At 70.4% G+C, this 20,401-nt stretch carries 19 protein-coding genes; 10 read left to right on the plus strand and 9 right to left on the minus strand.

The genetic code is table 11. The annotated features are described in order from the left end of the window. Positions 1-53: 53 nt before the first annotated feature. A complete protein-coding gene (locus RNB18_RS06290) occupies positions 54-1,331 on the minus strand; it encodes a polysaccharide deacetylase family protein (RefSeq protein ID WP_311713155.1) in 1,278 nt (425 codons plus the stop codon). Between the two features lie 297 nt (positions 1,332-1,628). On the opposite strand from RNB18_RS06290, the gene RNB18_RS06295 reads away from it, so the two are divergent. From RNB18_RS06295 to RNB18_RS06320, 6 genes are all read left to right on the plus strand, one after another. Further along, complete coding sequence (locus RNB18_RS06295; protein WP_311713156.1) at positions 1,629-4,040, plus strand: SulP family inorganic anion transporter; 2,412 nt, start codon at positions 1,629-1,631, stop codon at positions 4,038-4,040. Between the two features lie 312 nt (positions 4,041-4,352). Then, on the plus strand, positions 4,353-6,311 hold the full coding sequence (gene acs, locus RNB18_RS06300) for an acetate--CoA ligase (RefSeq protein WP_311713157.1): 1,959 nt from the start codon (positions 4,353-4,355) through the stop codon (positions 6,309-6,311). Positions 6,312-6,462: 151 nt separating this feature from the next. Beyond that, positions 6,463-7,881, plus strand: a complete 1,419-nt coding sequence (nhaA, locus tag RNB18_RS06305) for a Na+/H+ antiporter NhaA (protein ID WP_311713158.1) — start codon at positions 6,463-6,465, stop codon at positions 7,879-7,881. A 64-nt stretch (positions 7,882-7,945) separates the two neighbouring features. Further along, positions 7,946-8,449 (plus strand): phage holin family protein, encoded by a 504-nt coding sequence (locus RNB18_RS06310; RefSeq protein ID WP_306978339.1) that lies wholly within the window; start codon positions 7,946-7,948, stop codon positions 8,447-8,449. After that, a complete protein-coding gene (locus RNB18_RS06315) occupies positions 8,446-9,387 on the plus strand; it encodes an alpha/beta fold hydrolase (RefSeq protein ID WP_311713159.1) in 942 nt (313 codons plus the stop codon). The genes RNB18_RS06310 and RNB18_RS06315 overlap by 4 nt, the downstream gene beginning before the upstream one ends. 127 nt (positions 9,388-9,514) lie before the next feature. Next, positions 9,515-9,700 (plus strand): hypothetical protein, encoded by a 186-nt coding sequence (locus RNB18_RS06320; protein ID WP_079072518.1) that lies wholly within the window; start codon positions 9,515-9,517, stop codon positions 9,698-9,700. Positions 9,701-9,722: 22 nt separating this feature from the next. Here RNB18_RS06320 and RNB18_RS06325 read toward each other — a convergent pair whose 3' ends face one another. From RNB18_RS06325 to nth, 3 genes are all read right to left on the minus strand, one after another. After that, positions 9,723-10,922, minus strand: a complete 1,200-nt coding sequence (locus RNB18_RS06325) for a MarP family serine protease (protein WP_311713160.1) — start codon at positions 10,920-10,922, stop codon at positions 9,723-9,725. Positions 10,923-11,041: 119 nt separating this feature from the next. Next, complete coding sequence (locus RNB18_RS06330) at positions 11,042-11,731, minus strand: NUDIX hydrolase (protein ID WP_311713161.1); 690 nt, start codon at positions 11,729-11,731, stop codon at positions 11,042-11,044. Positions 11,732-11,906: 175 nt separating this feature from the next. After that, the gene (gene nth, locus RNB18_RS06335; RefSeq protein ID WP_311713162.1) at positions 11,907-12,827 is read right to left on the minus strand and encodes an endonuclease III; all 921 of its coding nucleotides are present in this window, start codon (positions 12,825-12,827) and stop codon (positions 11,907-11,909) included. A gap of 336 nt (positions 12,828-13,163) precedes the next feature. On the opposite strand from nth, the gene RNB18_RS06340 reads away from it, so the two are divergent. Next, on the plus strand, positions 13,164-13,838 hold the full coding sequence (locus RNB18_RS06340) for a Crp/Fnr family transcriptional regulator (protein WP_015658871.1): 675 nt from the start codon (positions 13,164-13,166) through the stop codon (positions 13,836-13,838). A 319-nt stretch (positions 13,839-14,157) separates the two neighbouring features. Further along, positions 14,158-14,982, plus strand: a complete 825-nt coding sequence (locus RNB18_RS06345) for a nucleotidyltransferase domain-containing protein (protein ID WP_311713163.1) — start codon at positions 14,158-14,160, stop codon at positions 14,980-14,982. Here RNB18_RS06345 and RNB18_RS06350 read toward each other — a convergent pair. The 4 genes from RNB18_RS06350 to RNB18_RS06365 all read right to left on the minus strand — a co-directional run bounded on the left by RNB18_RS06350 (position 14,975) and on the right by RNB18_RS06365 (position 17,420). Then, on the minus strand, positions 14,975-15,805 hold the full coding sequence (locus RNB18_RS06350) for an MBL fold metallo-hydrolase (RefSeq protein WP_311713164.1): 831 nt from the start codon (positions 15,803-15,805) through the stop codon (positions 14,975-14,977). The two genes, RNB18_RS06345 and RNB18_RS06350, sit on opposite strands and share 8 nt — an antisense overlap. Then, positions 15,802-16,671: an NUDIX hydrolase gene (locus RNB18_RS06355; protein WP_311713165.1), complete on the minus strand. Its 870-nt coding sequence runs from the start codon at positions 16,669-16,671 to the stop codon at positions 15,802-15,804. Before RNB18_RS06355 ends, RNB18_RS06350 begins: the two co-directional genes overlap by 4 nt. Positions 16,672-16,788: 117 nt before the next feature. Then, positions 16,789-17,259: a RidA family protein gene (locus RNB18_RS06360; protein WP_266561742.1), complete on the minus strand. Its 471-nt coding sequence runs from the start codon at positions 17,257-17,259 to the stop codon at positions 16,789-16,791. Further along, positions 17,256-17,420, minus strand: coding sequence for a DUF4177 domain-containing protein (locus tag RNB18_RS06365; protein ID WP_007383662.1), 165 nt, complete (start codon positions 17,418-17,420; stop codon positions 17,256-17,258). Before RNB18_RS06365 ends, RNB18_RS06360 begins: the two co-directional genes overlap by 4 nt. 118 nt (positions 17,421-17,538) lie before the next feature. Between RNB18_RS06365 and RNB18_RS06370 the strand changes: the two genes are divergently transcribed. Continuing rightward, positions 17,539-18,516: an ArsA-related P-loop ATPase gene (locus RNB18_RS06370; RefSeq protein ID WP_311713166.1), complete on the plus strand. Its 978-nt coding sequence runs from the start codon at positions 17,539-17,541 to the stop codon at positions 18,514-18,516. Then, positions 18,513-19,910 carry an ArsA family ATPase gene (locus tag RNB18_RS06375; RefSeq protein WP_311713167.1) on the plus strand — a complete coding sequence of 466 codons (1,398 nt, stop codon included), beginning with the start codon at positions 18,513-18,515 and terminating at the stop codon, positions 19,908-19,910. The genes RNB18_RS06370 and RNB18_RS06375 overlap by 4 nt, the downstream gene beginning before the upstream one ends. A 14-nt stretch (positions 19,911-19,924) precedes the next feature. Here RNB18_RS06375 and wblA read toward each other — a convergent pair whose 3' ends face one another. Further along, positions 19,925-20,263 carry a transcriptional regulator WblA gene (wblA, locus tag RNB18_RS06380; RefSeq protein WP_031043210.1) on the minus strand — a complete coding sequence of 113 codons (339 nt, stop codon included), beginning with the start codon at positions 20,261-20,263 and terminating at the stop codon, positions 19,925-19,927. Positions 20,264-20,401: the final 138 nt, after the last annotated feature.

A 20,401-nucleotide genomic window follows, 5' to 3' on the forward strand; every position in this document is an offset into this window, starting at 1 on the left:
CGGCACTGTCTGAAGTGGCGGCACTGTCTGAATTGGCGGCAACCGACCGACGACTACTGCCGCTTGCCAGCCGGCGCCCCCGGGACTCCCTTCGGTGCCGGGGCCGGCCGGCCCGACAGGAAGGCCGGCCAGCCCTGCTTCGGTGCCTCGCCGACGCCCAGGGCGCCCAGTTTCTCCAGGATCTTCGGGTCCTGGGCGTCCAGCCAGTCGGCCAGCTGCCGGAAGGAGACACAGCGCACGTCGGGCTTGTTGCACACCTGCTCGATGGTCTCCTCGACGGCGCGCATGTAGGTGCCGCCGTTCCAGGACTCGAAGTGGTTGCCGATGATCAGAGGCGCGCGGTTGCCGTCGTAGGCCCGGTGGAAGCCCTTGAGCAGGCCGTCGCGCATCTGGTCGCCCCAGAACTCGTACTTGTTCCGGTCGCCCTGGGTCGCGGTGCCGGACTGGTTGACCATGAAGTTGTAGTCCATCGTGAGCTGCTCGTAGGAGTGCCCGGGGAAGGGCACGAGCTGCATCGACAGGTCCCACAGACCCTGCTTCTTCTTCGGCCAGACCTGGTCGTTGACACCGCTGGTGTCATAGCGGAAGCCCAGCTCGCGGGCGGCCTTCATGAAGTTCTTCTGACCCTCCAGGCAAGGGGTGCGGGCGCCGATGAGCTCCTTGTCGTAGTCGAAGGGCAGCGCGGAGGCCTTCGTCATCCCGGTGTTGGTCTTCCAGGACTTCACGAACTTCTTCGCCTGGGCGATCTCGTCCTTCCACTCCGCGACCGACCACTGGCCGACCCCGCCGCCGCTGCCACAGAAGTGGCCGTTGAAGTGGGTGCCGATCTCGTTGCCCTCCAGCCACGCGAGGCGCAGCTGCTTGACGGTGTCGGCGATGCCCTGCTCGTCGTTGAAGCCGATGTCGGAGCGGCCCGGGGAGTGCTGCGGCGGCTTGTACTCGTCGCGCTTGTCCTCCGGCAGCATGTACACGCCGCTCAGGAAGTACGTCATCGTCGCGTGATTCGCCTTGGCGACCGCACGGAAGTGGGAGAACAGTTTCTGGCTGTCCTCGCCGGCGCCGTCCCAGGAGAACACCACGAACTGCGGGGGCTTTTCGCCGGGCTTGAGGCGTTCGGCTCTGGGCAGGTGCGGCTGCGCTCCGGTGTACGCGGTGGAGCCGTCGCCGATCAGGCGGAACACCCGCTTGGGCGGGGCCAGTCCGGGCTTCACCTTCTGCGGGCCGGCGGCTCCTCCCTCGGAGACGTCGGTGCCGGTGGCGCAACCGGCGAGCGAGGCGGCGCAGACCGCGGCGACCACGGCTCCCGCGGCAATCCTGTGGGTGGCGGCCATGTTCCGCCCACCTTCTTCCTTCTCTCGGGGCCAACGACAGCGCCGCCAAGTTCGCATGGGCTCGAGAAGGAATTAGTACGACAAGCCGATGAAATTGCCACTTCACCCATCTAGGTGAGTTGTTAACCCATTTGCCCGGAAAGTCTATGCCTGTCCTTTACTCTGCATTACGATCCATTTACGAAGCGTTGAATCATCCCGCCGCTGCACGCCGTGACCCACGGCCGCGACCCGACCCCCGCCATCGACGGGGGACCACCTGTTCCGCGACCGCGCTGCCCCGGAGGAGACGGGAAAATGTCAGCCTGTGTTCCCACCCGCGCCACCGACCCGAGCGACTCGAACCCAACGAGGTGCGTCCACCCACCTCACAGCCCCCCACCGACCCCGCCCCGTCGCTTCCGCATCGCGGGCGCCGACGTGTCGGCCTCGATCGCGGTCTTCCTGATCGCCCTGCCCCTGTCCCTCGGCATCGCCCTCGCCACCGGCGCGCCCCTCCAGGCGGGCCTCGTGGCCGCCGCCGTCGGAGGGATCGCCGCCGGCCGACTCGGCGGATCCCCGCTCCAGGTCAGTGGCCCCGCCGCCGGACTCACCGTGGTCACGGCCGACCTGATCCACCGCTACGGCTGGCGTACCACCTGCGCCATCACCGTCCTTGCCGGAGTGGTCCAACTCGGCCTCGGCTGCCTGCGGGTGGCCCGGACCGCGCTCGCCGTCAGCCCGGCGATCGTGCACGGCATGCTCGCCGGCATCGGCGTGACCATCGCCGTCGCCCAACTGCACATCGTCCTCGGCGGCACCCCGCAGAGCTCCGTCCTCGACAACCTCCGCGGTCTGCCCGCACAGTTGGCGCGCCTGCAGCCCGCCGCGGTGTCGGTGAGCGTGCTGACCCTGGCGCTGCTCTTCCTCTGGCCACGCATCCCCGGCCGGGCAGGGCAACTCCTGCGCAGGATCCCGGCCGCGCTCGTGGCCGTCGCCGGAGCCACCGCCGCCGCCTCGTTCGCCGGGCTGACCCTGCCCAAGGTCGATCTGCCGTCCTGGAGCAGCCACGCCCTGGCCGGGCTGCCCGAGGGGCCCGTGCTCGGCCTCACCGCCGCCGTGCTCACCACCACGCTGGTGTGCAGTGTGCAGTCGCTGCTCGGCGCGGTCGCCGTCGACAAGCTGGCGGCCGGACGCCCCGACCTGATCTCCGGCACCCCCGGGCCCGGTCGCGGTGCCCGCGTCGGCCGCTCCGACCTGAACCGCGAACTGCTCGGGCAGGGCGCCGCCAACATCGTCTCCGGCACGCTCGGCGGACTGCCCGTCGCCGGTGTGGCGGTGCGGAGCTCGGCCAATGTCCAAGCCGGTGCCGTCAGCCGGAACTCCACCGTGCTGCACGGCGTTCTCGTAGTGATCGCCGCACTGCTGATGGTCCCGGTTCTGGAGTTCATCCCGCTCGCCTCGCTCGCCGCCCTGGTGATGGCCGTCGGCATCCAGATGGTGTCCCTGCACCACATCCGCACGGTGACCCGACACCGAGAGGTCCCGGTCTACGCCGTCACCACCCTCGGCGTGGTCCTGTTCGGCGTCCTGGAGGGTGTGACGCTGGGCGTCGCCGTCGCCGTCGGAGTCGCCCTGCACCGCCTCACCCGCACCCGCATCACGCACCACGAGAGGGACGGAGTCCATCACGTACATGTGCGAGGGCAGTTGACGTTCCTCGCGGTACCCCGGCTGAGCCGGGCCCTGCATCTCATCCCCCACGGAGCGGACGCCGTCGTGGAGCTGGACGGGTCGTTCATGGACCACGCGGCGTACGAATCGCTGCAGGACTGGCAGAAGACGCACACCGCCCAGGGCGGCTCCGTCGAGATGACCGGGCGCAGACCCGGCACGCGCATCGCCGAGCCGTCCGATTCCGCCCACTGCCGCTGCCGTCCCTGGACGCCCTGGCGCAACCACCAGTGTGAGCGCCCGTACACCGCGTCGGCCGCCGGACATCCCGGTGCGTCCGGCGAGCCCGGTGCGGCCCAGGGCACGAGCGCGGGCCGCGAGTCGAGCGGGCAGGAACTGGCCCGTGGCATCAGCGCGTTCCAGCGCAACACCGCACCGATCGTGCGGGGCGAGCTGGCCCGGCTGGCGCGCGAGGGCCAGCAGCCGGACCAGCTCTTCCTCACCTGCGCCGACTCGCGGCTGGTCACCTCGATGATCACCTCCAGTGGTCCGGGCGACCTCTTCGTGGTGCGCAACGTGGGCAACCTCGTTCCGCTGCCCGGCGAGGAGAGCGGGGACGACTCGGTGGCGGCCGCGATCGAGTACGCGGTGGACGTGCTGAAGGTGCGCTCCATCACGGTGTGCGGGCACTCCGGTTGCGGGGCCATGCAGGCGCTGCTCAACTCCGAGCCGGGCGGCGCCCGGACCCCGCTGCAGCGGTGGCTCCGGCACGGACTGCCCAGCCTGGAGCGGATGGCCGACGACACCCGGCCCTGGGCGGGACTCGCCGGGCGGGCACCCGCCGACGCGGTCGAGCAGCTGTGTCTGACCAACGTGGTGCAGCAGTTGGAGCATCTGAGCGCCCATGAATCGGTCGCCCGGGCCCGGCGGGAGGGGGAGCTGGAGCTGCACGGGATGTACTTCCACGTGGGCGAGGCGCAGGCCTATCTGCTCACCGGGACCGGCGGGGACGGGCAGTTCGACCATGTGGAGGCGGCGACGGACCTGCCGGCGTGAGCCTCAGGGGTGTGCGGCTCGTCCTGGAGGGGCCGCACACCCACGGCGGGACACCAAGAACGCTGGGGCCGGCCCGGGGTCGGCTTCACCGGGCGGGGCACAGAGCTTCCGGACCCGCCGCGGCGGGAGTGTGAAAGGCGTTACAGACCCTGAACTCCGCCTGGTCGGCGTACGTGGGTACGGATGAGCCGGGCCGCCGGACTCGACGCCCAACAGGTCTAAACCAATTTCAGGTCGACCCTTGTCATCACGCCCCCGGGGTGATGAGCTGTGGCCTGGGACACAACGGACACCCTGGGAAAGGCAGATGCCGTGAGCAACGAAAGCCTGGCCAACCTGCTCAAGGAAGAGCGCAGGTTCGCACCCCCCGCCGACCTGGCCGCAAACGCCAACGTCACGGCGGAGGCGTATGAGCAGGCCAAGGCTGACCGACTCGGTTTCTGGGCCGAGCAGGCCCGCCGACTGAGCTGGGCCAAGGAGCCGACCGAGACCCTGGACTGGTCGAACCCGCCGTTCGCCAAGTGGTTCAAGGACGGCGAGCTCAATGTGGCGTACAACTGCGTCGACCGGCATGTCGAAGCGGGGAACGGCGACCGGGTCGCCATCCACTTCGAGGGCGAGCCCGGCGACAGCCGCGCGATCACCTACGCCGAGCTCAAGGACGAGGTCTCCAGGGCCGCGAACGCCCTGCTGGAGCTGGGCGTCCAGAAGGGCGACCGGGTCGCCGTCTACATGCCGATGATCCCCGAGACCGCCGTCGCGATGCTCGCGTGCGCCCGGATCGGCGCCGCGCACTCCGTGGTCTTCGGCGGCTTCTCGGCGGACGCGCTCGCCACCCGCATCCAGGACGCCGACGCCAAGGTGGTCATCACCACCGACGGCGGCTACCGGCGCGGCAAGCCGTCCGCGCTCAAGCCCGCCGTCGACGAGGCGGTCGGCAAGGTCGACAACGTCGAGCACGTGCTGGTCGTACGCCGTACCGGCCAGGAGGTCGCCTGGGACGACAGCCGGGACGTGTGGTGGCACGAGATCGTCGATCGGCAGCCGGCCGAGCACACCCCCGAGCCCTTCAACGCCGAGCAGCCGCTCTTCATCCTCTACACGTCCGGCACGACGGGTAAGCCGAAGGGCATCCTGCACACCTCCGGCGGCTACCTCACCCAGACCGCGTACACCCACCACGCCGTCTTCGACCTCAAGCCGGAGACCGACGTCTACTGGTGCACGGCCGACGTCGGCTGGGTCACCGGGCACTCGTACATCGTCTACGGCCCGCTCGCCAACGGCGCCACCCAGGTCATGTACGAGGGCACCCCGGACACCCCGCACCAGGGTCGCTTCTGGGAGATCATCCAGAAGTACGGGGTGACGATCCTCTACACGGCGCCCACAGCCATTCGTACGTTCATGAAGTGGGGCGACGACATCCCCGCGAAGTTCGACCTCAAGAGCCTGCGGGTGCTGGGGTCCGTGGGTGAGCCGATCAACCCCGAGGCGTGGATCTGGTACCGGAAGAACATCGGTGGCGACAAGACGCCGATCGTCGACACGTGGTGGCAGACCGAGACCGGCGCGATGATGATCTCGCCGTTGCCGGGTGTGACCGCGGCCAAGCCCGGATCCGCGCAGACGCCGCTGCCCGGCATCTCCGCCACGGTCGTCGACGACGAAGCGAACGAGGTCCCGAACGGCGGGGGCGGATATCTCGTCCTGACCGAGCCGTGGCCGTCGATGCTGCGCACCATCTGGGGCGACGACCAGCGCTTCCTCGACACGTACTGGTCGCGCTTCGAGGGCAAGTACTTCGCCGGTGACGGCGCAAAGAAGGACGACGACGGCGACATCTGGCTGCTCGGCCGCGTCGACGACGTCATGCTGGTCTCCGGCCACAACATCTCCACCACCGAGGTCGAGTCGGCGCTCGTCTCCCACCCGTCGGTCGCCGAGGCGGCCGTCGTCGGTGCCGCGGACGAGACGACCGGCCAGGCCATCGTCGCGTTCGTGATCCTGCGGGGCACGGCGAACGCCGAGGACGAGAACCTCGTCGCCGACCTGCGCAACCACGTCGGCGCCGCCCTCGGCCCGATCGCCAAGCCCAAGCGGGTCCTGCCGGTGGCCGAGCTGCCCAAGACCCGTTCCGGCAAGATCATGCGCCGCCTGCTGCGGGACGTGGCCGAGAACCGCCAGCTCGGTGACGTGACCACGCTGACGGACTCGACGGTCATGGACCTCATCCAGGCCAAGCTGCCGGCAGCGCCCAGCGAGGACTGACGACTCCTTCAGGAAAGGGGGGCGCTGGGCGCGAGACCGCGCCGCGCGCCCCTTTTAGCTAAAGTAAACAAAACAGCGTGACCCTCAAGGTGTGCCGGGAAGTCTGGTCGGCGAAGAGTTCAGCCCTGCCCACCGACCGGAGGTCTCCCCCATGTCCGCGCCCCCTCGCAAGGTCCTCGGACGCCTCTCCCTCCCCGAGCGGACCTTCGTCGCGGACGCACTGCGCACCGAGACGGTCGGCGGTGTGCTGCTGCTCATCGCCGCCGTCACCGCTCTCATCTGGGCGAACGTCCCCGCGCTGCACAGCAGTTACGAGAGCGTCAGCCACTACCACCTGGGCCCCGCGGCCCTCGGACTCGACCTGTCGGTCGAGCACTGGGCCGCCGACGGTCTCCTCGCGATCTTCTTCTTCGTGGCCGGCATCGAGCTCAAGCGCGAACTGGTCGCCGGTGACCTGAAGGACCCCAAGGCGGCCGCGCTGCCCGTGGTCGCGGCCCTGTGCGGCATGGCCGTACCGGCGCTCGTCTACACGCTCACCAACCTCACCGGCGGCGGCTCCCTGGCCGGCTGGGCCGTGCCCACCGCCACCGACATCGCCTTCGCGCTCGCCGTGCTCGCCGTCATCGGCACCTGGCTGCCGAGCGCACTGCGCGCCTTCCTGCTGACCCTCGCCGTCGTGGACGACCTCTTCGCGATCCTGATCATCGCGGTCTTCTTCACCGCCGACATCGACTTCGCCGCGCTCGGCGGCGCCGCCCTCGGCCTCGCCGTCTTCTGGGTGCTGCTGCGCACGGGCGTGCGCGGGTGGTACATCTACGTCCCGCTCGCGCTGGTGATCTGGGCGCTGATGTACAACAGCGGCGTCCACGCCACCATCGCGGGCGTCGCGATGGGCCTGATGCTGCGCTGCAACACGCGGGAGGGCGAGAAGCACTCCCCGGGCGAGCACATCGAGCATCTCGTACGGCCGCTCTCGGCGGGCCTGGCCGTCCCCCTGTTCGCCCTCTTCAGCGCGGGTGTCTCCGTCTCCGGCGGTGCGCTCGGCGACGTCTTCACCGAGCCTGAGACGCTCGGCGTGGTGCTCGGGCTGGTCGTCGGCAAGGCGCTCGGCATCTTCGGCGGGACGTGGCTCACGGCTCGCTTCACCCGGGCCTCGCTGAGCGACGACCTCGCATGGGCCGACGTGTTCGCGGTGGCGACCCTGGCCGGCATCGGCTTCACCGTGTCGCTGCTCATCGGGGAGCTCGCCTTCGGCGGCGACGCCACGCTGACCGACGAGGTCAAGGCCGCCGTACTCCTCGGCTCGCTCATCGCGGCCACCCTCGCGACCGTGCTGCTCAAGCTGCGCAACGCCGAGTACCGCAGGATGTACGAGGCCGAGGAGCGCGACGAGGACCACTCCGGCATCCCGGACATCTACGAGGAGGACGACCCGGCGTACCACCTGCGCATGGCGGCCATCCACGAGCGAAAGGCCGCCGAGCACCGCCGGATCGCCGAGCTCAAGAGTGCCGAGCGGCTTGCCGAAGTAGCGGGCGGGGCAGGCGAGGAGGACGACCGTCGGGCATGATCTGACGGGACGGTACAAAAGACACGCCACACACAAGAGTCCCAGTGAATAGGGAGAGACCGCGATGAGCGCACCCGACGGCAGCCCGGTCGGCGCCGAACGCAGCATCGGCCAGCTGTTCGCCTCGGCGACGACCGAGATGTCTGCGCTGGTGCACGACGAGATCGCGCTGGCGAAGGCGCAGCTCAAGCAGGACGTCAAACGGGGCGCGATGAGCGGCGGCGCGTTCAGCGTGGCCGGCGCGGTCCTGCTGTTCTCCCTGCCGATGCTGAACTTCGCGCTGGCGTACGGCATCCGGACCTGGAGCGACTGGAACCTCGCGGTCTGCTTCCTGCTGTCCTTCGCGGCCAACGTCCTCGTCGCGCTCGTCCTCGCGCTGATCGGCGTCGTCTTCGCGAAGAAGGCGCAGAAGAGCAAGGGCCCGCAGAAGGTCGCCGCGTCGATGAAGGAGACGGCGGGCGTGCTCCAGAACGCCAAGCCCCACCCGCGGCCCGACGACACCAAGGTCCTGGAGGAGCGGGTCCGAAACACGAAGGCCATCGAGGCTGTGGCACGCTCGTCGTCATGACCGACCCCGCCACCCCTTCGGCGCAGCAGCCCGCCTCTCTCGTACGGCCAGACGGTCCCTGGACGCACCGGGACGTGGCCGCCAACGGCGCACGCTTCCACATCGCCGAACTGGGCGACGGACCGCTCGTGATGTTCCTGCACGGCTTCCCGCAGTTCTGGTGGACCTGGCGCCACCAACTGGAGGCGCTCGCCGACGCCGGCTTCCGGGCCGTGGCCATGGATCTGCGCGGCGTCGGCGGCAGCGACCGCACCCCGCGCGGCTACGACCCCGCCAACCTGGCCCTCGACGTCACCGGCGTGATCCGCTCGCTCGGCGAGTCGGACGCCGCCCTGGTCGGCCACGACCTGGGCGGCTATCTGGCGTGGACGGCGGCCGCAATGCGTCCCAAGCTCGTACGACGGCTCGCGGTCGCCTCGATGCCGCATCCCCGGCGCTGGCGCTCGGCCATGCTGTCGGACGTCAAGCAGACGCGGGCCGGCTCCTACATCTGGGGGTTCCAGCGGCCCTGGGTCCCGGAGCGGCAGCTGACCGCCGACGACGGCGCGCTGGTCGCCGAGCTGATCCGGGACTGGTCCGGCCCGCGCCAGCCGGACGACAAGGTGGTGGAGACGTACCGCAGGGCGATCTGCATCCCCTCGACGGCGCACTGTTCGATCGAGCCGTACCGCTGGATGGTGCGTTCGATGGCCCGTCCCGACGGGATCCAGTTCAACCGGCGCATGAAGCGGCCCGTCCGCGTGCCGACTCTTCACCTGCACGGCTCGCTCGACCCGGTGATGCGCACGCGCAGCGCCGCCGGGTCCGGGGAGTACGTCGAAGCGCCGTACCGCTGGCGGCTGTTCGACGGTCTGGGGCACTTCCCGCACGAAGAGGACCCGGTCGCCTTCTCGACGGAACTGATCAACTGGCTGAAGGATCCCGAACCCGATCGGTGACCGTTTCGTCGCGTCCGGTACATGGACCTGAACACCTGTCCTACGAACGGCCACTTGCCCGGCGCATAGGCCAATTGGGGGGCGTGGGGGCGGTTATCGACCTTGGGGCGGGGGCACACGTCCGGGTATGGGCTGGACGCACGACTACAGTGACGCAGCACGCAATCGACGCTCCGGCGGCGGCCTGAGCTCCCACCATCAGGGCGGTGCCCCGCAACTGCCGGGCGGCACGGACCTGAGGGTGGGCATTCCGCGCATCCTGCGTCGCCGGGCCCGCTGGGTCTCGGTACGCCTGCGTCACCCCCGAGGCTGACGCGCCCTCGTCCTGACACCCCTCACAGCGCGCAGCTGTCGCTGTCCACCTGCTGGTTCGCGGTGCGCCCGTTGACGATGTCCTCCTGGATCTCGTCCGTGGTGAGCGCGTACCCGGTGTCGGCGTCGTCGAGCGACTTGGCGAAGACCACGCCGTACACCTTGCCCTCCGGGGTCAGCAGCGGGCCGCCGGAGTTGCCCTGGCGGACGGTCGCGTAGAGGGAGTAGACATCGCGGCTGACGGTGCCACGGTGGTAGATGTCCGGTCCGTGGGCGTCGATGCGCCCGCGCACCCGCGCGGAGCGCACGTCGTACGAGCCGTTCTCCGGGAAGCCCGCGACGATCGCGCTGTCCCCGCTGGCGGCGTCCTCGGACGTGAACTGCAGCGCGGGCGCGTCCAGATCGGGGACGTCCAGTACGGCGATGTCGCGCTCCCAGTCGTAGAGGACGACCGTGGCGTCGTACTTGCGGCCCTCGCCACCTATCTGGACCGTGGGCTCGTCGACGCCCCCGACGACATGGGCGTTGGTCATGACGCGGCGGTCACCGAACACGAAGCCGGAGCCCTCCAGGACCTTGCCGCAGCTCTGCGCGGTGCCCATGACCTTGACGATGGAGCGCTGGGCGCGGGTGGCGACGGCGCTGTTGGCGAGCTTGGGGTCGGGCGGCTGGACCTCCTTGATCGGCTCGTTGGAGAACGGGCTGAAGACCTGCGGGAAGCCGTTCTGCGCGAGGACCGAGGTGAAGTCCTTGAACCAGGTGTCGGCAGCGCCCGGCAGCGCCTCCTGCACGCCCAGGAGCACCTTGGAGCTACGGACCTCCTTGCCGACCGTCGGCATGGTGGTCTGGGCGAGGGCCGAGCCGATGAGCCAGGCGACCAGGAGCATCGCGAGGACATTGACGAGGGCGCCGCCGGTCGCGTCCAGGGCGCGGGCCGGGGACCAGGTGATGTACCGGCGCAGCTTGTTGCCGAGGTGGGTGGTCAGGGCCTGGCCGATGGAGGCGCAGACGATGACGACGACCACGGCGACGACGGCGGCGACCGTGCCGACTTCCGCGTGGTCGGTCAGCGCGTCCCAGATGACCGGGAGGGTGTAGACGGCGACGAGACCGCCGCCCAGGAATCCGATCACCGACAGGATGCCGACGACGAAGCCCTGGCGATAGCCGACGATCGCGAACCACACGGCGGCGACCAGCAACAGGATGTCCAGCACGTTCACCGGTTCGAGCCTCGCCTCATCACTTCGCGTTCACCACAGGTCGGCCGGGGGTCCGGCGCGCCGCGAAGCGGCAATCGGATACAGCGCCCCCGAAAAGACACAACACGGAGTTCACCCTGTCATGCGCGCCAGTCGAGCGGGACCTGCTTCTCGCGGTCCCAGGGGCGCTCCCAGCTCGCGTAGTGCAGGAGTCGGTCGATGATTCCGGCGGTGAAGCCCCAGACAAGGGCTGATTCGACCAGGAATGCCGGACCTCGGTGGCCGCTGGGGTGCACGGTCGTCGCACGGTTGTCGGGGTCCGTGAGATCCGCCACGGGAACGGTGAAGACGCGGGCGGTTTCATTCGGATCGACGACCCCGACCGGGGTCGGCTCGCGCCACCAGCCCAGCACCGGGGTCACCACGAAGCCGCTGACCGGGATGTACAGCTTGGGCAGCACGCCGAACAGCTGGACGCCGGAGGGGTCGAGGCCGGTCTCCTCCTCGGCCTCGCGCAGGGCGGCCCGCAGCGGCCCGTCCCCGTGGGGATCGCCGTCCTCCGGGTCGAGCGCACCGCCGGGGAACGACGGCTGCCCGGCGTGCGACCTGAGCGAGCTCGCCCGCTCCATCAGCAGCAGCTCGGGGCCGCGCTCGCCCTCGCCGAACAGGATCAGCACGGCCGACTGCCGGCCCGCGCCGTTCGCCGGCGGCAGGAAGCGGCTCAGCTGCCGCGGCTCGACCGTCTCCACGGCGTGCACCACCGGGTCCAGCCAGCTCGGCAGGCCGTCCTTGCTGAGCGTCACGCCCTTCGTATGGCTCGCCCGTGTCATCGCCACCCCCGTCGTCCTGCATCGCTCAACGCCTGACGGGCCCTAGATCGTTCCGGCCGCACCGCTCGGTGGTGCCGGGCTTCTCCGACCGGCCGCACCGCACGGGCAGCCCCGGCCTCCCGATCCGGCCCGCCGACCCGTGCCGGGCCGCCTCCCGGCCGTGCCGTCCGCGTCCTCACTCGGTGGCCCCCAGCGGCGGTGCGGCCTTGCCGCCGGCGTCCAGATAAGCCTGCGGCGGATTCAGCCGCTGTCCCGGGAAGCCGCCCTTCTCGTACTTGAGGAGCTTCTTCGCCTTCTCCGGGTCCGTCTCGCCCTCGCCGTAGGCCGGGCAGAGCGGGGTGATGGGGCAGGCGCCGCAGGCGGGCTTGCGGGCGTGGCAGATGCGGCGGCCGTGCCAGATGACGTGGTGCGACAGGTCCGTCCAGTCACTCTTCGGGAAGAGCGCGGTGACGGCGGCCTCGATCTTGTCGGGGTCGGTCTCGTCGGTCCACTGCCAGCGCCTGACCAGCCGCATGAAGTGCGTGTCGACGGTGACGCCGGGCCGCCCGAAGGCGTTGCCGAGGACGACGAAGGCGGTCTTGCGGCCCACGCCGGGCAGCGTGACGAGGTCCTCGAGCCGCCCCGGGACCTCACCGCCGAAGTTCTCCACGATGGCCTTGGACAGCCCTATCACCGACTTGGTCTTGGCCCGGAAGAACCCGGTCGGCCGGAGAATCTCCTCGACCTCCTCGGGGTTGGCCGCGGCCAGATCCTCGGGGGTCGGGTATTTGGCGAACAGCGCGGGGGTCGTCTGATTGACCCTCAGGTCGGTGGTCTGCGCGGACAGGACCGTCGCCACGATCAGCTGGAAGGGGTTCTCGAAGTCCAACTCGGGGTGGGCGTACGGAAACACCTCCGCAAGCTCGCGGTTGATGCGCCGGGCGCGGCGGACGAGGGCGGTCCGCGACTCGCCCCGCGGGGACTTCACGGCGACCGTCTTCGTGGCCGAGGCCTTCTTCACCGGGGCCGCCGCCTTCTTGGGAGCCACGGTCGCCTTCTTCACGGCGGCGGCCTTCCTCACGGGAGCCACCTTCTTCGCCGAAGTCCTCTTCTCCACCGGAGCCTTCCCTGCCGCTTTTGCCGTTTTCTTTCCATCCCCGGCGTCCTGTTCGCCCACAGCGGAATCTCGACGTGCAACCACCCGTCCAGCCCCCTTGGCCTGTGCTCTCACCGGCGTTTTGGACACTCGGCCAGCCTAGGGCCCGGCACTGACATCCGCCTCGGACCTCGAAGACCGGCCCCCAATTGGACCCCTGCCGCTTACCCCGGGACATGTGTGCGGCATCCTTGTGACAGATCACACTGTTTGGACCGTCCGGCAAAATGGGCACCGGGTTCCCCTGGTACCAAGGGGGAACAAGATCCCCTGAGCAGGTCGACAAGGAGAGAACTCGTGGACGACGTTCTGCGGCGCAACCCGCTCTTCGCGGCACTCGACGACGAGCAGTCCGCGGAACTGCGCGCCTCCATGAGTGAGGTGACCCTCGCGCGAGGCGACTCCCTGTTCCACGAGGGCGACCCGGGCGACCGGCTCTACGTCGTCACCGAGGGCAAGGTCAAGCTCCACCGCACCTCCCCCGACGGCCGCGAGAACATGCTGGCCGTGGTCGGCCCCGGCGAACTCATCGGCGAACTGTCCCTGTTCGACCCGGGCCCGCGCACCGCGACCGCCACCGCGCTGACCGAGGTCAAGCTGCTGGGCCTCGGCCACGGCGACCTCCAGCCCTGGCTGAACGCCCGCCCCGAGGTGGCCACCGCGCTTCTGCGCGCCGTCGCGCGCCGTCTGCGTCGCACCAACGACGCGATGTCCGACCTGGTCTTCTCGGACGTCCCCGGCCGCGTGGCCCGCGCCCTGCTCGACCTCTCCCGCCGCTTCGGCGTGCAGTCCGAGGAGGGCATCCACGTCGTTCACGACCTCACTCAGGAGGAGCTCGCCCAACTGGTCGGCGCCTCCCGCGAGACGGTCAACAAGGCCCTCGCGGACTTCGCCCAGCGCGGCTGGCTGCGCCTTGAGGCCCGCGCGGTGATCCTCCTGGACGTCGAGAGGCTCGCCAAGCGCTCGCGCTGAGCACGGATCGTCGTACGACTTCGAAGGGCCCTGCCGCACGGCAGGGCCCTTCTCGTATCGCCAGGGGTGGGCACGCTCGGCGCGGACGTGGTCGCCGTGGCGCTGCCGACGCCCGGGGCGGGCTCCCAGGGCCTGGCCATGGGCACGGTCGCCTGAACAGGACCCAGCGATCGCCACTGCCTGCCGCTCCCACGGCGCCTCACGCCGCCTGCGCGTCTTCCACCGGCTCCCACCGGCGCTGACCACGTTCGGCCCCACACGGTCCGTCCAGGGCCGTAAATGAGCTGTCCTCGGGCCCGCCCCCGGGCACAGTGATCCCATGGCCGCCGAAACCGTTCCCCCTGTCGCCCGCAAGGGCCTCGACGCCGAGGGCTACATCGAGCGCGAGGGCTCCCTCGGACGGATCCCGCAGCCCTTCCGCCCGGTCGTCGCCGCCGCGCGCGACCGGGTGCTGGACCTGTTCGGGCCGAGGCTGCACAGCGCGTACCTCTACGGCTCGATTCCGCGCGGCACCGCGCGTGTGGGCCGCAGCGACCTCGACCTCCTGCTCGCCCTGCGGGACGAACCGACCGACGCGGACCGGGAGGGCGTACGGGAGCTCGGGGAGGCGCTCGACAAGGAGTTCCCGCAGATCGACGGCGTCGGAACGCTGCTGTACAGCCGGGATCTCCTGCTGAGCGAGCTGGAGCGGCACGACCTGGGCTGGTTCGTGGCCTGCCTGTGCACCCCGCTGCTCGGGGACGACCTGGCGGAGTACCTCCCCCGCTACCGCCCCGACGCCCTCCTGGCCCGCGAGACGAACGGCGACCTCGCCCTCCTGCTCCCCCGCTGGCGCGAACGGATCGAGGCGGCGGACTCCGACGGAACCCGGACCCGCCTCGTCCGCTTCATGTCCCGCCACCTGGTCCGCACCGCGTTCACCCTGGTCATGCCCCGCTGGAACGGCTGGACGAGCGACCTGACAGAGATGGCGGAGGTCTTCGGCGCGTACTACCCGGAGCGCGCCGAGCAGCTACGGACGGCAGCCGTCCTGGGACACACCCCGACCGCCGACGCGGCCGTACTGCGGACGTACGTCGACGATCTGGGCCCCTGGCTGGCGGACGAGTACACGCGCGTGCACGGCACGAAGGCCCCTAGATGAGCCCGTGCTCCTCCAGATACTCCAGTTGTGCCCGCACCGACAGCTCGGCGGCGGGCCAGAGCGCCCGGTTCACATCCGCGTACACATGTTCTACGACGGCACCGGGCGTGCGGTATCCGTTCTCCACGGCCGTCTCGACCTGGGCGAGCCGATGGGCCCGGTGGGCGAGATAGAACTCGACGACACCCTGGGCATCCTCCAGGACGGGCCCGTGGCCCGGCAGGACGGTGTGGACGCCGTCGTCGACCGCGAGGGACCTCAGCCGCCGCAGCGAGTCCAGATAGTCGCCCAGACGGCCGTCGGGATGGGCCACGACGGTCGTGCCGCGCCCCAGGACGGTGTCACCGGTCAGGACCGCCTGATCGGCCGGGAGATGGAAGCACAGCGAGTCGGCGGTGTGCCCGGGCGTGGGCACGACCCTGAGCTCCAGCCCACCGACGCGCACCACGTCCCCGGCGCCGAGCCCTTCGTCCCCCAGCCGCAGCGCCGGGTCGAGGGCCCGCACCTTGGTGCCGGTCAGCGCGGCGAAGCGGGCGGCACCCTCGGCGTGGTCGGGGTGGCCGTGGGTGAGCAGGGTGAGGGCTACGCGCTTTCCTGCGGCCTCGGCCGTGTCGACGACCGCGCGGAGGTGCCCCTCGTCGAGCGGACCGGGGTCGACGACGACCGCCAGCTCCGAATCCGGCTCCGACAGGATCCAGGTGTTGGTCCCGTCCAGGGTCATCGCGGAGGCGTTGGGGGCCAGGACGTTGACGGCCCGCGGGGTGGCGGGGCCCGAGAGGACCCCGCCCCGAGGCTGGCCGGGGAGGGCTGCGGCGTCGGTCATGCGGAGGCTCCACCGGTCGGGATGTGTTTGGTGAACTCGTCGTGCCCCGGCCAGGAGAGCACGATCTCGCCCTCCACCAGCCGGGCCTGCGCGAGCACAGGGGTCAGGTCACGGTCGGGCGCGGCGGCCAGCGCGTCGGCGGCGGCGCCGTACGCGGTGAGCTGCCGCAGCGTGGCGATGGTGGGCGGCATCATGAGCAGCTCGCCCTTGTCGTAGCCGTCCGCCGCTTCCTGGGGCCGGATCCACACCGTGCGGTCGGCCTCCGTGGAGGCGTTGCGGGTGCGCTGGCCCTCGGGGAGGGCGGCGACGAAGAACCAGGTGTCGTAGCGACGGGGTTCGAACTCGGGGGTGATCCAGCGGGTCCAGGCCCCGAGCAGATCCGACCGCAGGACGAGCCCCCGGCGCTCCAGGAACTCGGCGAAGGAGAGATCCCGGGCCACGAGAGCGGCACGGTCCGCCTCCCACTCGGCGCCCGTGGTGTCACCGACCACCGACTCGGGCGTCGGTCCGGCGAGCAGGACACCCGCCTCCTCGTACGTCTCCCGCACGGCCGCGCAGACGATCGCCTGGGCCGTCGTCTCGTCCACCCCGAGCCGAGCCGCCCACCACGCGCGCGTGGGGCCCGCCCAGTGGATGTGGTGCTCGTCGTCACGGGGGTCGACTCCGCCGCCGGGATAGGCGTAAGCGCCTCCCGCGAAGGCCATGGAGGCCCGTCTGCGCAACATGTGCACAACCGTTCCGGTCGGCCCGTCCTTCAGCAGCATCACCGTGGCGGCGCGTCTGGGCACGGCCGGCTGAAGCGAGCCGTCCGCGAGCGCGCGGATGCGGTCCGGCCATTCCGCTGGGTACCACTGCCCGTTTGCCATGGGCGGAGGCTAACTCTTGGGGAGCGGATGTTCGAGGGCCGGGCGCCCGGCGGGGGTGCCAGGTCAGGCGCTACGCGCACCTCCACCGACCCCCCGCCGGCCCCGCAGGCATCCGCATCAAGCGGAAACCAGCTCCACCTGCACCTCGACCTCGACCGGCGCGTCCAGCGGCAGCACAGCGACACCCACCGCGCTGCGCGCATGCACGCCCTTGTCGCCCAGCACCTCGCCCAGCAGCTCACTCGCGCCGTTGATCACACCCGGCTGACCCGTGAAGTCCGAGGCCGACGCCACGAACCCCACGACCTTCACCACGCGCGCGATCCGGTCGAGGTCACCCGCGACCGACTTCACCGCCGCCAGCGCGTTCAGCGCGCAGGTCCGGGCCAGCTCCTTCGCCTCCTCGGCCGTGACCTCCGCACCCACCTTTCCGGTGACCGGAAGCTTGCCCTCGACCATGGGCAGCTGTCCCGAGGTGTACACGTACACACCGGACTGCACGGCCGGCTGGTACGCGGCCAGCGGCGGCACGACCGCCGGCAGCGTCAGCCCCAGTTCCGCGAGCCGCGCCTCGACCGCCCCGCTCACGCCGCCTTCTCCCGCTTCAGGTACGCCACCAGCTGCTCGGGGTTGTTCGGCCCGGGCACGACCTGCACGAGCTCCCACCCGTCCTCGCCCCAGGTGTCCAGAATCTGCTTCGTGGCGTGGACGAGCAGCGGCACGGTCGCGTATTCCCACTTCTTGGTCATGCGGCCGACTTTAGCCGCTGCTCACCCCCGGCTTTCAGCCGCTGCTCACCCACAGCCGTGACCGCGTTATCCACAGCCTCCTGCTTAGCTTCGCCGCCGACTGGTTACGCTCGAATACGTGAGCAGGCTCCAGGTCGTCAGCGGCAAGGGCGGGACCGGAAAGACCACGGTCGCCGCAGCCCTCGCGCTGGCCCTCGCCACCGAGGGGAAGCGGACGCTTCTCGTCGAGGTAGAGGGCCGCCAGGGAATCGCGCAGCTCTTCGAAACAGAGGCGCTGCCCTACGAGGAGCGGAAGATCGCCGTCGCTCCGGGGGGCGGGGAGGTGTACGCACTGGCCATCGACCCCGAACTGGCCCTTCTGGACTACCTCCAGATGTTCTACAAACTCGGCGGAGCGGGGCGCGCCCTGAAGAAGCTCGGCGCCATCGACTTCGCGACCACGATCGCGCCCGGCCTCAGAGACGTCCTCCTGACGGGCAAGGCGTGCGAGGCGGTCCGCCGCAAGGACAAGTCCGGCCGCTTCGCCTACGACTACGTCGTGATGGACGCGCCCCCCACCGGCCGTATCACCCGCTTCCTGAACGTCAACGACGAGGTCGCGGGGCTCGCCAAGATCGGCCCGATACACAATCAGGCGCAGGCCGTGATGCGGGTGCTGAAGTCCAAGGAGACGGCCGTCCACCTGGTGACGCTCCTCGAGGAGATGCCGGTCCAGGAGACCGCGGACGGCATCGCGGAGTTGAGGGCCGCCCACCTTCCCGTGGGCCGGATCGTCGTGAACATGGTGCGTCCGGAGGTGTTGGACGGCACCGACCTGGAACTCGTACGGACCACCCAGCGTTCAGCCGTGGCGAAGGCGCTGTCCTCGGCCGGACTCGGCGGCGCCCGTCGCGGGGGCAACGCCGAGAAGCTGGTCGACCCGCTGATCCAGCAGGCCGAGGAGTACGCCGAGCGGTACGACCTGGAGCACGAACAGCGCTCGGCCCTCGGCGAACTGGGGCTGCCGCTGCACGAACTGCCCTTGCTGACCGAGGGCATGGACCTGGCGGGTCTGTACGAACTGGCCACCGAGCTGCGGAAGCAGGGGATGTCATGAGCCCGGACGCGGACGCGCACGACCGGCACCGCCGTCTTTCGCCCGCCCCCGTGCTCGATCTCGATCCGCTGATCGACGATCCGGGCACCCGCATCGTGGTCTGCTGCGGCTCGGGAGGCGTCGGGAAGACCACGACCGCGGCGGCTCTCGGCCTGCGGGCCGCCGAGCGGGGCCGCAAGGTCGTCGTGCTCACCATCGACCCGGCCCGCCGGCTCGCCCAGTCGATGGGCATCGACTCGCTGGACAACGTGCCGCGCCGGGTGAAGGGTCTCGACGACTCCGCGAGCGGCGAGTTGCACGCGATGATGCTCGACATGAAGCGCACCTTCGACGAGATCGTCGAGGCGCACGCGGACGCCGAGCGGGCGGCCACGATCCTGAACAACCCCTTCTACCAGTCGCTCTCGGCGGGCTTCGCGGGCACGCAGGAGTACATGGCGATGGAGAAGCTCGGGCAGCTGCGGGCCCGGGACGAGTGGGACCTGATCGTCGTCGACACACCTCCCTCCCGCTCCGCCCTCGACTTCCTGGACGCGCCCAAGCGGCTCGGTTCCTTCCTCGACGGAAGGCTCATCCGGCTGCTCACCGCCCCGGCCAAGCTCGGCGGACGGGCGGGGATGAAGTTCCTGAACGTCGGGATGTCGATGATGACCGGCACCCTCGGCAAACTGCTGGGCGGTCAACTCCTCAAGGACGTCCAGACGTTCGTGGCCGCGATGGACACGACGTTCGGCGGGTTCCGCACGCGCGCGGACGCGACGTACAAACTGCTCCAGGCCCCCGGGACGGCGTTCCTGGTGGTCGCGGCCCCGGAGCGGGACGCGCTGCGCGAGGCCGCGTACTTCGTGGAGCGGCTGGCCGCGGAGGACATGCCGCTCGCCGGTCTGGTGCTCAACCGGGTCCACGGCAGCGGCGCCGACCGGCTCTCGGCCCAGCGGGCGCTCGCCGCCGCGGAAAATCTCGAGGCCGTGGAAAATCTTGAAGAGCCCCGCATTGTCGATCAGGAGGGCGGGAAAGCTGGACTTCGTAACTCTCCCGACACGTACGGCAGTTCAGAATCTCCCGCTTCCGAGGCACCGGCTCCTGACGAAGGCTCCCCCGCCGACCCGAAGAACCCGAGCTCGGAGCGCATGGAGAAGGGGCGGTCCGCCGACCCCGCTGACCGGTCCGTCGACCAGCTCACCGCAGGCCTGCTGAGACTGCATGCCGACCGTATGCAGCTGCTCTCCCGCGAGCAGCGCACGCGTGACCGCTTCACCGCGCTCCACCCCGAGGTGGCGGTGGCCGAAGTGGCCGCGCTGCCCGGCGATGTGCACGACCTCGCGGGGCTGCGGAACATCGGAAACCGGCTCGCGGCCGGACGGCCGGAGCTGCCCGAGGCTGCCGTGGACTGACCCGGGGGGTGTCCTCAGCTCACCGCCGCGTAGTTCTCGTAGAGCTCGTCGTCCTCGAGGGGCAGGATGCCTACGCCCCTCTCGTACTCCGTGCGCGCGGTCTCCAGCAGCCTGCGCCACGAAGTGACGGTCGGCCGCCGGCGCAGCAGTGCGCGGCGCTCGCGCTCCGTCATGCCTCCCCACACGCCGAACTCGACGCGGTTGTCCAGCGCATCGGCGAGGCACTCCGTGCGCACCGGACATCCGGTGCACACCGCCTTCGCCCGGTTCTGCGCTGCTCCTTGAACGAACAGTTCATCCGGATCGGTAGTGCGGCAGGCCGCCTGCGCACTCCAGTCGACTACCCAGCCCATACCGGCGCCGTCCTCTCCCGAATCGAGGCTCCCCCACGGCGGCAGCGGCATATTCACCGCCGCCAGTTGAGGACGTTACGGAAGGGAGGCACAGCGCAACACCCCCTTCGGGCCCAATCTTGAATGGCCCGAACGGAC

The sequence above is a fragment of the Streptomyces doebereineriae genome, from assembly GCF_031845645.1.
Lineage (GTDB): Bacteria > Actinomycetota > Actinomycetes > Streptomycetales > Streptomycetaceae > Streptomyces > Streptomyces canus.

Bases quoted from the DNA above. Each gene is read 5' to 3' on its own strand.
- RNB18_RS06375 (WP_311713167.1), top strand. From the start codon at position 18,513: ATGAGCCCGGACGCGGACGCGCACGACCGGCACCGCCGTCTTTCGCCC.
- RNB18_RS06365 (WP_007383662.1), bottom strand. From the start codon at position 17,420: ATGACCAAGAAGTGGGAATACGCGACCGTGCCGCTGCTCGTCCACGCC.
- RNB18_RS06345 (WP_311713163.1), top strand. From the start codon at position 14,158: ATGGCCGCCGAAACCGTTCCCCCTGTCGCCCGCAAGGGCCTCGACGCC.
- RNB18_RS06290 (WP_311713155.1), bottom strand. From the start codon at position 1,331: ATGGCCGCCACCCACAGGATTGCCGCGGGAGCCGTGGTCGCCGCGGTC.
- RNB18_RS06350 (WP_311713164.1), bottom strand. From the start codon at position 15,805: ATGACCGACGCCGCAGCCCTCCCCGGCCAGCCTCGGGGCGGGGTCCTC.
- wblA (WP_031043210.1), bottom strand. From the start codon at position 20,263: ATGGGCTGGGTAGTCGACTGGAGTGCGCAGGCGGCCTGCCGCACTACC.
- RNB18_RS06355 (WP_311713165.1), bottom strand. From the start codon at position 16,671: ATGGCAAACGGGCAGTGGTACCCAGCGGAATGGCCGGACCGCATCCGC.
- RNB18_RS06315 (WP_311713159.1), top strand. From the start codon at position 8,446: ATGACCGACCCCGCCACCCCTTCGGCGCAGCAGCCCGCCTCTCTCGTA.
- RNB18_RS06295 (WP_311713156.1), top strand. From the start codon at position 1,629: ATGTCAGCCTGTGTTCCCACCCGCGCCACCGACCCGAGCGACTCGAAC.
- RNB18_RS06320 (WP_079072518.1), top strand. From the start codon at position 9,515: ATGGGCTGGACGCACGACTACAGTGACGCAGCACGCAATCGACGCTCC.
- RNB18_RS06310 (WP_306978339.1), top strand. From the start codon at position 7,946: ATGAGCGCACCCGACGGCAGCCCGGTCGGCGCCGAACGCAGCATCGGC.
- nhaA (WP_311713158.1), top strand. From the start codon at position 6,463: ATGTCCGCGCCCCCTCGCAAGGTCCTCGGACGCCTCTCCCTCCCCGAG.
- RNB18_RS06330 (WP_311713161.1), bottom strand. From the start codon at position 11,731: ATGACACGGGCGAGCCATACGAAGGGCGTGACGCTCAGCAAGGACGGC.